Annotated in this window: 8 protein-coding genes, 1 tRNA gene and 1 pseudogene; 9 read left to right on the top strand and 1 reads right to left on the bottom strand. The window is 60.4% G+C overall.

Annotated elements, in window-relative coordinates:
• Nucleotides 1-96 precede the first annotated feature (96 nt).
• From CJ255_RS19025 to CJ255_RS18995, 7 genes are all read left to right on the top strand, one after another.
• Nucleotides 97-3,189, top strand: a complete 3,093-nt coding sequence (locus CJ255_RS19025) for a PAS domain S-box protein (protein ID WP_097645672.1) — start codon at nucleotides 97-99, stop codon at nucleotides 3,187-3,189.
• 466 nt (nucleotides 3,190-3,655) lie between these two features.
• Complete coding sequence (locus CJ255_RS19020) at nucleotides 3,656-5,062, top strand: replication-associated recombination protein A (protein ID WP_097645671.1); 1,407 nt, start codon at nucleotides 3,656-3,658, stop codon at nucleotides 5,060-5,062.
• Nucleotides 5,063-5,109: 47 nt separating this feature from the next.
• Nucleotides 5,110-6,024 carry a Uma2 family endonuclease gene (locus CJ255_RS19015; protein WP_097645670.1) on the top strand — a complete coding sequence of 305 codons (915 nt, stop codon included), beginning with the start codon at nucleotides 5,110-5,112 and terminating at the stop codon, nucleotides 6,022-6,024.
• Nucleotides 6,025-6,255: 231 nt separating this feature from the next.
• Nucleotides 6,256-6,636 carry a hypothetical protein gene (locus tag CJ255_RS19010; protein ID WP_097645669.1) on the top strand — a complete coding sequence of 127 codons (381 nt, stop codon included), beginning with the start codon at nucleotides 6,256-6,258 and terminating at the stop codon, nucleotides 6,634-6,636.
• On the top strand, nucleotides 6,620-7,897 hold the full coding sequence (locus CJ255_RS19005; RefSeq protein ID WP_097645668.1) for a glutamate-5-semialdehyde dehydrogenase: 1,278 nt from the start codon (nucleotides 6,620-6,622) through the stop codon (nucleotides 7,895-7,897). The genes CJ255_RS19010 and CJ255_RS19005 overlap by 17 nt, the downstream gene beginning before the upstream one ends.
• 170 nt (nucleotides 7,898-8,067) lie before the next feature.
• The gene (locus CJ255_RS19000; RefSeq protein ID WP_097645667.1) at nucleotides 8,068-8,814 is read left to right on the top strand and encodes a type 1 glutamine amidotransferase; all 747 of its coding nucleotides are present in this window, start codon (nucleotides 8,068-8,070) and stop codon (nucleotides 8,812-8,814) included.
• A complete protein-coding gene (locus CJ255_RS18995) occupies nucleotides 8,811-9,074 on the top strand; it encodes a DUF8022 family protein (RefSeq protein WP_097645666.1) in 264 nt (87 codons plus the stop codon). The genes CJ255_RS19000 and CJ255_RS18995 overlap by 4 nt, the downstream gene beginning before the upstream one ends.
• Nucleotides 9,075-9,177: 103 nt before the next feature.
• Here the strand turns inward: CJ255_RS18995 and CJ255_RS18990 are convergent, their stop codons facing one another.
• Nucleotides 9,178-9,930 (bottom strand): hypothetical protein, encoded by a 753-nt coding sequence (locus CJ255_RS18990; protein WP_097645665.1) that lies wholly within the window; start codon nucleotides 9,928-9,930, stop codon nucleotides 9,178-9,180.
• A gap of 191 nt (nucleotides 9,931-10,121) precedes the next feature.
• Here CJ255_RS18990 and CJ255_RS18985 point away from each other — a divergent pair.
• Together CJ255_RS18985 and CJ255_RS18980 are read left to right on the top strand one after the other, a co-directional pair.
• Nucleotides 10,122-10,198 (top strand) — tRNA-Arg (locus CJ255_RS18985).
• 247 nt (nucleotides 10,199-10,445) lie between these two features.
• Nucleotides 10,446-12,214: pseudogene (locus CJ255_RS18980) on the top strand (hypothetical protein); the annotation flags it as partial.

Genomic DNA, 12,214 nt, shown 5'->3' with positions numbered 1-12,214 from the left:
CTGCAATCTGCAATCTGCAATCTGCAATCTGCAATCTGCAATCTGCAATCTGCAATCTGCAATCTGCAATCTGCAATGGCATAAAGGCCCTCGCTCATGAGTGTATCGCCTCTTACCGATAACCAACTTGATCTGCTTCGCTCGCATGCATATCTTCAAGCAATTGTCCAAGCTGCACCACAACCAATCTATGCGCTTAGTCCTAGTGGGCTGATTCTGACGTGGAATGCTGCGGCGGAACGGGTCTTTGGCTGGAGTGCGGAGGAGGTGTTAGGTAAGCCATTGCCCTTTATTGGGCCAGACGAGCAGGCTGAGCATGATCACCTACGTACCCGGGCGCTGCACGAGGGTACGATCACTGGGGTTGAGGTGCAGCGTCAGTGCCGCGATGGTAGCACCGTGGTCTTGAGCCTCTCAATCTCGTTGGTGCGTAGCGATGAGGATGAGATTCAGGCGATTGTGGTGGTGGCCACCGACATTACGGCGCAACGCAGTGTTGCTGAGTCGTTGCGTGAGTCGGAGGCCCGCTTTCGCCTCTTGGCCGAACACGCTCAGGACATTATCTATCGCTTTCGGCTCTATCCCGACTGCGCCTTTGAGTATGTGAGCGCTTCGGTAACTGCGATTACGGGCTATAGCCCTGAAGATCACTACGCCGATCCCAATATTGGCATGCGCCTCATTCATCCCGATGATCTGCCGCTGATGCAGGGAATCATTGATGGCCCAGCCGTGCAGAATGGGCAGCCGATCATCCTGCGCTGGGTTCGTCGTGATGGGCGCACGATCTGGATCGAGCAGCGCAATGTGTGCTTCCATGATGAGAGCGGACGCTTGCTTGCGGTCGAGGGTATTGCCCGTGATATTAGCGAGCAGATTGAATCAGCCGAGGTGTTACAGCGCTACCGTCTACTCTCGGAACATGCCCGCGATATTGTGCTCTTTATTGATCCCGATACTGGCTGCATCATTGAGGCCAACCATGCCGCGAGTGCAGCCTATGGCCTGAGTCGGGAAGCATTGATCGGCTATCCCGTCATTGAACTGCGTTCACCCCAATCGCGTGAGCGCTTTCCATCCCAAATGGCACGCGCAATGTCCGAGGGCATTCTCTTTGAGACGGAGCATTGCCGTGCTGATGGAAGCCTCTTTCCGGTTGAAGTTAGTGCGACCCGCGCCATTATTGATGGCAAAGCGACGATGTTGAGCATTATCCGCGATATTAGCGCCCGCCGTCGCGGGGAAGCCGAGCGCGATCTGCTGCGTTCGGCCTTGGCGGCGGCTGCCAATGCGGTGGTGATTACCAATGTTGAAGGGCAAGTCCAGTGGGCCAATCCCGCCTTCACAACCCTGACGGGCTATAGTGTTGCGGAGGTCTTGGGCCGTAAGACCTCAGTCCTGCGTTCTGGTCGCCACGATCCCTCGTTCTATAAGCAGATTTGGGATTACATTCTTTCAGGCCATGTCTGGCATGGTGAGTTGATCAACCGCCGTAAGGATGGCAGCCTCTATACGGAGGAGATGACGATTACCCCGGTGCGGGTGAATGGCGACATTGCCCATTTTGTTGCGATTAAGCAGGAGGTGACGATCCGCGTTGAACGTCGCCGTGAACACGAGGCGCTCCTCAGCATTGCGTCCACATTGCGCCGAACCCGTAGCCGCGCCGAGCTTATGCCAACACTGCTCCACCAGACCTGTATCCTGCTTGATGTCGATTCGGCAGCCTTGGGTATGCGTGAGCCCGCTACGGGCGATACCGTCTTTGAGTTGGGCTTGGGCCGTTGGGAGGTGCTGCGCGGGGTGCGTTTGCCGCCGGGTGTGAGTGTCAGTGGGCGCGTCATGCTGACCGGCGAACTCTACCATAGCGATGATATTCAGCAAGATGATAGCTTTGTGCAGCCCGATCTGAAGAATGGTGTGCATGCTGCTGTCTGTGCGCCGCTCAGTGTTGATGATGTGATCATTGGCGTGCTCTGGGTGGGCCGTCAAGCCCCCCTGAGTCAGGCCGAAGCTCGCCTCGTGGCCGCGATTGCCGATTTGGCCGCCAGTGCCATCCACCGCGCCACTCTCAGTGAACAGACCGAGCGGCGCCTGCGTCGTCTGATGGCGCTCCGCACCATTGACCATGTAATCACGGGCAGTTTTGATGTGCGCCTGAGCCTCAATGCGGTGCTTGAGCAGATTATCCAACAGCTTGAAGTGGATGCCGCTTCCGTGCTGCTGCTCAATGCCCATAGTCTTACGCTCGAACATGCCGCCTCACGCGGCTTTCGCACCAATGCGATCCTGACATCGCATGTGCGCTTGGGCGCAGGGCTTGCGGGCAAAGCGGCCCTCGAACGGCGCTTGCTGATTGAACCCCATGTCAACCGCCCCGATAGTGGCTTCTTGCGTGGGGCGCTGATTATGGCCGAGGGCTTTGAGACCTACATCGCGGTGCCGCTCTTGGCCAAAGGTCAAGTGCGCGGCATCCTTGAGGTCTACCACCGCACCCAGTTGCCAATTGAAGCGGAGTGGCTCGACTTTCTTGAGACCTTGGCGGGTCAAGCGGCAGTGGCCGTGGATAACGCGGAACTCTTTGAGCGCATGGAGCGTGCCAATAGCGAAATGGTGCTTGCCTACGACACCACCCTCGAAGGTTGGTCGCGGGCGCTTGAACTGCGCGACAAAGAGACCGACGGCCACTCGCAGCGCGTCACTAGTCTCACCATTGCCCTCGCCCGTGCCATGGGCATCAGCGAATCCGAGATTGTCCATATCCGCCGTGGGGCGCTGCTACACGACATTGGCAAAATGGGCATCCCCGACTCCATCCTGCTCAAGCCGGGCCCGCTCACCAACGAAGAGCGCGAAGTGATCAAACTGCACCCCGGCTATGCCTACGAGTTGCTACGGCCCATCTCATACCTGCGCCCAGCCCTCGACATCCCCTACTGCCACCATGAGAAGTGGGACGGCAGTGGCTACCCGCGTGGGCTCAAAGGGGAAGAGATTCCGATTGCCGCCCGGATCTTTGCGGTGGTAGATGTCTTCGACGCCGTAACCTCGGATCGCCCCTACCAACGCGCATGGCCGATTGGACGTGCGATCAACATGATCCGCGAAGAGGCGGGCCGCCACTTCGATCCCGAAGTGGTCGCTGCTTTTCTCTGGCTCATCGCCGACCATGCCCACGATGATCAATAATCCCGCTGGGGGGTAGGGTGCGCGAGGGAACCTGGTTCCCTCGCATCCTCCCGGCGGGGTCTGGGGTGCAGCCCCAGCAGCAAGTTGTAGGCGCTGGGGGGTAGGGTGCGCGAGGGAACCTGGTTCCCTCGCATCCTCCCGGCGGGGTCTGGGGTGCAGCCCCAGCAGCAAGTTGTAGGGCCGTAGCCCCAAAAACCAAAACGTGGCGGCCCACTGGGCCGCCACACATAATGGAGTTGTACAAGAAGCTTGTTCTCCAGCTACCATGCAGACTGTAGCTGAGGGGTATAGCAGGGGGTGCTAACCGGGGAAATAGGGGAAAACACGGGGATGAGCGGTCGGGGATAGGGTGCTACATTGCAAGGCTTGTGGTACTATTGCTTCTATCTAGTACGTAGTATAACGGAAGCCAGTTACAGGTTCAATAGCTCCTTGTTCCCCCTTTGCGATAGCCCACCCAGAGCCTATGCCTCCTAAACGTGGTCCAACCCTTTTTGATGCCCAACGGGCAACAACCCTGCAAGACCAGGCGCCTCTGGCGACGCGCATGCGTCCCCGTGCCTTGGAAGAGTATCTGGGCCAAGAACAGTTGGTCGGTGAGGGCCGTCTGTTGCGCCGGGCGATTGCCAACGACCAACTCTTCTCGATTATTCTCTGGGGGCCGCCCGGTAGCGGTAAGACGACCCTGGCCCAGATTATTGCGGCGAGTACCCAAGCCCACTTTGAGCCATTGAGTGCCGTCAGCGCCGGGGTTGCCGATCTGCGTCGGGTGATGCAGGAGGCCAAAGATCGCTTGGGTATGTTTCAGCAACGCACGGTACTCTTTATTGATGAGATTCATCGCTTCAATAAGAGTCAGCAAGATGCGGTGCTGCCCTTTGTTGAGGATGGGACGATCATTCTGATTGGCGCAACGACCGAGAATCCCTCGTTTGAAGTCAACAGTGCCCTGCTCTCGCGGGCGCGCGTCTTTCCGCTCGAAGCGCTCGCCGATGAGGTCTTGGGCCGCTTGGTTGATCGTGCGCTGAGTGATGAAGAGCGTGGTCTTGGTAAGCTCAAGGCGCTCCTTGCCGCCGATGCGCGCGGCTACTTGATCAACATGGCCAATGGCGATGCGCGGGTGGCGCTCAATGCGCTCGAAGCGGCTGCCATGGCCAAACCGCCCGCCATTGGCGCAACGCGCCTGATTACGCTCGACGACATCCGCGATGCCTTGCAGAGCCGCGCCACCCGCTACGACAAGCATGGCGAACTGCACTACGATGCCATCTCGGCGCTACACAAGAGCGTGCGCGACAGCGATCCCGATGGGGCACTCTACTGGTTGGGGCGCATGCTCGATGGCGGCGAAGCGCCGCTCTACATCGCCCGCCGCCTTGTGCGCATGGCGGTGGAAGATATTGGCCTGGCCGATCCGCAAGCCCTACCCCAGACCATCGCAGCCCAACAGGCCGTCCACTTCTTAGGCCAACCCGAAGGCGACCTGGCCCTCGCCCAGGCGGTCATCTACCTCTGCCAAGCCCCCAAGAGCAACGCGGTCTACCGCGCCTATACGGCAGCACTCAAGGATGTCGCCGAGACGCGCAACGAACCGGTGCCCCTGCACCTACGCAACGCCCCCACGGGCCTCATGAAGAACTTGGGTTATGGGCGCGGCTACGAGTATGCCCATGATCTCAGAGCGGGGCGTAGCGACCAAGAGCACCTACCGCCCAACCTTGTGGGGCGCATCTACTACGAGCCCACGCGGCGCGGCTTCGAGGCCCAGATCAGCCAACGCCTCGCCTGGCGCGAAGAGGCCCAAGCCCGCCGCGAGGCCGAAGCCCAGCAACGCAAGGATGCAGCGGAGCAGGAGCAGCATGAGGAGTTCTAAGCCCAACAAGGTTGACAACCTACCTGAAGTCGTGTATAGTAGAACATATGAGTACCTACGACACACAACCACACCCCATGGCGCTTGCCAGCGACGATGATCCTTGGCGCTACGGTTGGCGCTACGTGCGACGGCCCGATGCACCTGATGACGAGGCGTTGGAGCGTGTGCCGTTAACCCTCGAAGATGTCTTGCACCCCGAAGTGGGAGACTTCATCGTGCATAGCGACCGCCACGAAACCGACCGCATGTATTTGACCCAGGTGCTACGCGCCCGCCTCGAACCAACTAGCCAAGCGATTGTGCTCAGCGATGTGCGCGTTGCGTGGGATCATGCGGCATTACGCGCCCACGGCCCGGATGTGATGGTGATTCCAGGCTTGACCACCCGGCAAAATTGGAGTACCTTTGATGTTGCGCAGGAGGGCCATCGTCCGGCGTTGATCATTGAGATTACTTCGCCAGAGACGCGCAATAACGATCTCACGCTCAAAGTGGCACACTACGCCATGGTAGGGGTGCCCCACTATGTCATTGTGGACGATAGCGGGCGCAAGAGGTCACGTCAACTCCGGCTGCTTGGCTATACCCTGGCGGGTGAGCGCTACGTTGAGCAGCCATGCGCTGCCAATGGGCGGCTTTGGTTGCCAGTGGCCCAACTCTGGCTCGGTGTCCGCGACGACCATGTTGTCTGCTTTGATGAACATGGCAACGAGATCGGTGACTACATCGCAGTGGTGCAAGCGGCTGAAGCGGCACTTGCCCGCGCTGATGAGGCCGAGGCTCGTGCAGCAACGATGGAAACCCGCGCTGTGACAGCGGAAAGCCGCGTCGCAACGGCGGAAAGCCGCGCTGCTATGGCTGAAGCACAGGTTGCCTATGAAGCCCAAGCCCGTGCCGAAGCGGAGGCGCAGCTACAGGCACTCCAAGCGGAGTTGCGCCGCTTGCGGGGCACAGATTGAGGGCAACCTGCCGACAGGGGCTAGGTGTAGAGCGTTTTTGCAGAGGTGCAGAGGTTTTTAACCACAGAGACACAGAGAACACAGAGAAGTTTGTAGTGAGGTAATTACCATAGATGGGACACTCCTCTTGAGGGAAGCTTGCCTGCGGAGGGGTAGGGAGGGCGTTTTTGTAGAGATGCAGAGCTTTTTACCACAGAGACACAGAGAACACAGAGTAGTGAGGAGTAGAGGATGTCTGAAGGTCTGAGTACCTTACTCGTGACCTTGGTGCTGACCGTGTTGCTTGGCGTGCAAGCCCAGCGGGCCGCCGCAGGTAGCCGTCTGCGCCAAGCCTTTACAATAGGCGCTGCAAGTATGCTGGTGCTGACGTTTAGCAATCTGCTGGTGTTGCTCAATCTGGGTGGCGAATGGCTGGTCTCGTTGCACACCTTGACCACAGCGCTCTTTTTGGTGAGCATCTTGATGGCGGTGATAGCGCTGTTTAATGGGGAGTTTCAAGCCAAATTGCGCCAAGCGCGCGAGCTTGTTGCTGCTGAACGGGCACGTCAGACGCCGTCACGCGATGCAAAGCCAACTGCTGCTGCGGAGGATCATGATGAACACCGCCCTTGATCACATGGGTCGCCAAGCTAAGTTGGCCGCCCGGCGCTTGGCTGGTTTGGAACGCGCAACGAAGGATCAGGCGCTCTTGGCAATAGCCGATGCGCTGTTGGAACAGCAGGCCGCGATTTTGGCGGCCAATGAGGCCGATGTTGCGACGGCCCGGGCCAATGGAACGGGCGCTGCCCTGCTGGATCGCATGCTTTTGACCCCTGAACGCCTCGCGGCGATTGCGGCAGATACCCGTAGTGTGGCGGAACTCCCCGATCCTGTAGGTGAGGTCTTTGATCAGACGAGCTTGCCCAATGGCCTGCGTCTGCACAAACGCCGCACGCCCTTGGGGGTGGTAGGGGTGATCTATGAGGCGCGCCCGAATGTGACGGTGGATATTGCGGCCCTCTGTCTCAAGACGAGCAATGCGGTAATCTTGCGCGGGGGGAGCGATATTGCCCAGAGTGTGGCAGCGATTACGACTGCGATCCAGGCAGCGTTGCAGCGTGTGGGCCTGCCTACTGAAGCGGTGCAGAGCATTACCGATCCCGACCGGGCGGTGGTTGGGGCGCTGCTGCGCCTCGATCAGTATGTTGATATGATTATTCCACGCGGCGGCGCGGGCTTGCACCGCTTTTGCATTGAGCAGAGTACCATTCCGGTGATTACCGGCGGGCTCGGGGTGGTTCACATCTATGTGGATGCGACGGCTGATCTTGAACGGGCAGTGCCGCTGATCTTCAATGCGAAAGTGCAACGTCCGAGTGTCTGCAATGCACTTGACACCCTGCTTGTTCAGCACGAAGCCGCGCCGCGCCTGCTCCCCGCTGTTGTCCGCGAACTCTGTGCCGCAGGCGTGGAACTGCGTTGCGATCCGGCCAGCCTTGCGCTGCTCGCCGATCAGCCCGAAGCGGCAGCCTGGACGATGCGGCCCGCCGAACCTGATGATTTCGGGACTGAATTCTTGGGTCTTGTACTCTCGCTCAAGCTGGTTGCGAACCTTGATGAAGCGCTTGAGCATATTGCGACCTACAGCACTGGTCATACCGATGCGATCCTCACGAGCGACGCGGCGGCGGCGCAGCGCTTCATCCAAGCGGTGGACTCGGGGGCCGTCTTGGTCAATGCGAGCACGCGCTTCAACGATGGAGGCCAGTTTGGGCTTGGGGCCGAGGTGGCTATCAGTACCCAGAAGTTGCACGCCCGTGGGCCCATGGGCCTGCGTGAGTTGACCACCTACAAGTGGGTGGGTGAGGCCGACTATGTGGTCAGGCCAGGCTAGAGATGGAGCGAGCCAGCGCTGTTCACCACAGAGGCACTGAGGGCACAGAGGTTTTTTGATGGAGAGCACACGTATATGATGATGCTAACCCGAACATCTCTGTGTTCTCTGTGCCTCTGTGGTGCAATACCCCCTACCTCTGCAAGCCTCTTTTACCTGAAAGAAGCCGAATGCGTACACTGCACTTAGCCCATCTCTACCCCGCCGAGATGAGCGTCTATGGTGATCGGGGCAATGTGATTGCTCTACGGCAGCGTTGCGCTTGGCGTGCTATAACGCTCCACGTTACCCCTGTTGCGCCGGGCGATCAGGTGGATTGGGCCAGTTTTGATCTGGCCTTCTTTGGCGGTGGGCAAGATAGTGGCCAAGCCTTGATTGCCCACGATCTGTTGGAACGTCAAGGTCCGGGTTTGCGCGCCGCGCTGGAGGATGGCTTGACCATGTTGGCCATTTGCGGGGGCTACCAGTTGCTAGGCCACTACTTCCTTACCCATGCAGGCGAACGGCTGCCAGGTCTAGGGGTGCTCGACATCCATACCGTCGGCGGCAAACAGCGGATGATTGGCAATATTGTGGTTGAGACGAAACTAGGTGAACAGACCGTACGGCTGGTTGGCTTTGAGAACCATAGCGGACGCACATTTCATGGCTCTGGGGTGCGTCCCCTTGGGCGTGTACTGGTGGGCTATGGCGACAACGGTGAAGATGGTAGGGGCGGCGCAGTTGATCGGAACATCTATGGCTGCTACCTTCACGGCTCGCTGCTGCCCAAAAATCCACAACTTACCGACCATCTGATCAGCCTAGCGCTCAAGCGGCGCTATGGCCCCCAGGTTGGCTTAGTGCCCCTTGAGGCGCAACTCGAATTGCAAGCCCAGCAAACTATGCTGGGACGCTTATTGAAGAGGTTCGCATGACTACCTACAGCATCAATGGCAGTGACATTCACGAAGAAGAGGCGGCAGCGGCTATTGCAGCAGTGAGCAGCGTCTTAGCAGATGAGGCCGCTTGGGCCGCAGCCCAAGCCGAGCCAACTGCGCCCAAGCGTTGGCATGCCGCTACCCGCCTGATTACCCAAGGCATCATACCCACGCGCCTACCCACGAGCCTTGGCTGGGGCAGCATCGAGCGGCTGCGGCGCGCCACCCGTGGGAGCGGCGGGATTGTGGGGCAGTGAAGGGTATTTCACCACAGAGGCACCGAGGGCACAGAGGGTGGAACAGTATGGTGATTGCTATGCCGCAAACCTATTTTCTATTTTCTCATTTCTGTATCCTTCCCTAAGAAACACACAACTCCAGACGCTCCACCGCAAGCCACTGTGGCCCTGCTACATCAAGCAAGCCCCACGCAACCTGGCCCTGGGGGGTTAGCACAAGATACTGGTTATCAACCCAGATCACGGTGCAGAGGGGGCCACGTGGCGAAGGAGCGTTCTCCAAGACGATGCGGCCATCCACGAGGAAGCGGCTGGTGGTGTGGCCCCACTCGATCACATAGTCGTGCCAAGTTTCCATTGGCACTTGCACGCGTGCCTCGCTGACCCCCACCGCCCACTGGATCGGCGGCCAGAGCCCTTGGAAGAGGCGTGGCTGGTGCAGCAGCGGAACAACCAGCGGCGCAAAGGGCAGCAGCGCCAGTGCCCGGGTGCGCCCGGTATCAATTGTTGCCGCTTTCCAACAGCCTGCACCAGGCACCCCCAGAGCCAAAGGCAGATTGCCCGGTGGTGACTGGTAGAAAAACCAGAGGGCGCGCGGTAGCGCCGGTGGCAGCACCAGCGGATAATTCCAAAGCCCAAAGCCCATCGTCCCGCGCAGTAGCCCTGCAGGATGGGAAAAGCGGGCGCGTAGGCGCAGAGTCAGCGGCGGATGGCGCACGAGCGCAGGCTGTCCCCCACGCTGATAGTCATCCAGTTGTGCATTGCTATAGGCATGCGAACTGGCACCATCCAGCCTCAGATGGAGTTGAGGTACAGCGCCATGAATCTGGCCTGTACCAGCCACATGGTGGTGCCAGGGAGTTGGAGTGAGCATAGATTTTGCCCATTGTAGCATGTCAATCTAAACTGTTATTGGGGTTGCGCCCACAACTCGTTTTTTCTTTCGTTGTGGCGGCGCAGCCGCCACAACGAAAGAAAAGACGTTCTTCGGGGGAGGCGAAGCCTCTCCCGGCCCCCCGATCCTACTTGCCAAAGACCTACAGCTAGGGTACCATATTGGCATATGGGGCTGTAGCTCAGGGGATTAGAGCACCCGCCTTCTAAGCGGATGGTCGTGCGTTCGAATCGCACCAGCCCTGCCAATTGCACCAATGCCCAATGTCAGAAAGTAGTATCACGTTTGCCACAACGTAGTATCACGTTTACTACCCTTGCAGATTGCCGAACATGGCGTCCCAATGGGCTTTCGCGTTCTTGATCATGCAGCATGTTCAACGGTAATTGATATTACTGGGCACCGCCGCTCCCACAACGTGGGATCGGGGCATAGGCACCGCAGCTTTTTTGCGTTCCTTTGCGCTCTTTTGCGGCAATGAATATACTTTCTGCTTGCCTATGAATCCTCTCACCACTGCCCGCTCCGGTATTCGCCGCGCCCGTTGGCCCGCATTGCTCGCTGGGGCGGGTGGCGCGGCGACTGTGGGCCTGCTGGGTGCAGCGGGCCTCGCGCCACTCCTCGCTGGCTTGGGCGCGGGGGCGCTGGCCACTGGCCCGGTGGTGGCGTGGCTCACCGAGATGGGCATGGGCGCGTTGGCCGGTTGGGTGGGCAACCTCGCTACCGATGGGATGCAAGCTGCCCTTGCCGAAGATGACCCCGATCCCACCTGGCTCGCGGCGTTGGCCCAGCGCCTCGATGCCGCTGCTGTCAGCGACCAGGCGCTCGCCGCTGAGTTGGCCACCTTCCTGAAGGAGCTCGATGCCGTGCCGCTGGCCCTCGCTGCCATTGCCGAGGAGCAGGGGGCGCAGAGCGACGTGCTGATTGAGCAGCATCGCCTGTTGCAGCGCCTCAGCGCCGACATGGAGCGGTTGCAGCTCGCTGGCGGCGTGTTGGGGCCGGTGGTGGTGGCTGAAGCCGACCGCGTGATCGCCACCCTGACCGCCCATCACGATGCCCGCTTCGACCAGCTCCTCGCAGCGTTTACCGCACTCAGGGACGCGCAGCACCAGGCGCTCATCAATTTTGCCGGGGCGCAGATGGGCGACGTAAATTTTCAGGGGGATGTGGCTGGGCGCGACATTCGCAAGACGACGCTGGGCGCGGGGAGTACCTATGTTGCACCAGGCGCAACGCTGGTACAACCCTTCCCCCCCCGATCCACCCAAGCCACCCCCGATGAACTGGCAGCGGCTCACGCCGCGCTCACCGCGCTGCCCACGACAGCCATTCCCGAACCGCAGGATGTGCTACCCCCCGGCTCGTGGCTGGGTGGGCTGCGCCGCAACGCGCAGTTCGTTGGCCGCGAAGCCGACTTCTTGGCGCTGGCCGCGCTGCTCAAAGGGGGGCAGAGTGTTGCGGTGAACCAGGGGCAAGCGGCGGTGGCCAGCGGCTTGGGCGGAATCGGCAAGACGCAGTTGGCGATTGAGTTTGCCTACCGCTACGGCCAATATTTCGCCGGCGTCTTCTGGCTCTCCTTCGCGCAGCCTGACACTATCCCCGCCGAGTTTGCCCGCCTGGGCGGAGCGGGCTGCCTGCAACTCTTCACCGAGGCGGCGGGCTACAAACTTGATGAGCAGGTACACCTCGTGCGCTCCCGTTTGGCCTCTGGCCTGCCCTACCTGCTGATCTTCGACAACTGCGAAGAGCCGCAACTGGTGCGCGACCACCACCCCGGCGGAGCGACACGAGTGCTGATCACCAGCCGCAACCCCGACTGGCCGGGCGACCTGGGGGTGCAGCGCCATGCGCTCGATGTGCTGCACCGCGCCGAGAGCATCGCCCTGCTGCGCCAGCATCGCCCCGAACTGAGTGACGGTGACGCCGATGCGCTGGCCGCCGAGTTGGGCGACCTGCCGCTGGCGCTGCACTTGGCCGGGCGCTTCCTCGCGGGCTTGGCCAAACGCTGGAGCGTAGAGTGCTACCTTGCAGAACTCCGCAGCCCACGCCTCTTCGAGCGGCTGCCGCTGCGCGAACGGGACGGCACGCTACCAACAGGCCACAACCGCGACGTCGCCCGCAGCTTCGCCCTGAGCTACGAGCGCCTCGAACCCCAAGAGGCCGAAGACGCCCTGGCGCTGCGCCTGCTCGCCCGTGCCGCCCACCTCGTACCGGGGGAGGTTCTTCCCACCGCACTGCTCCTCGCCACTCTCGCGCCACCCGC

This window comes from Candidatus Viridilinea mediisalina (assembly GCF_002532535.1).
Taxonomy (GTDB): domain Bacteria; phylum Chloroflexota; class Chloroflexia; order Chloroflexales; family Chloroflexaceae; genus Viridilinea; species Viridilinea mediisalina.
The sequence above is the reverse complement of the archived record's forward strand: the minus strand, read 5'-3'. Positions and strand labels throughout refer to the sequence as shown.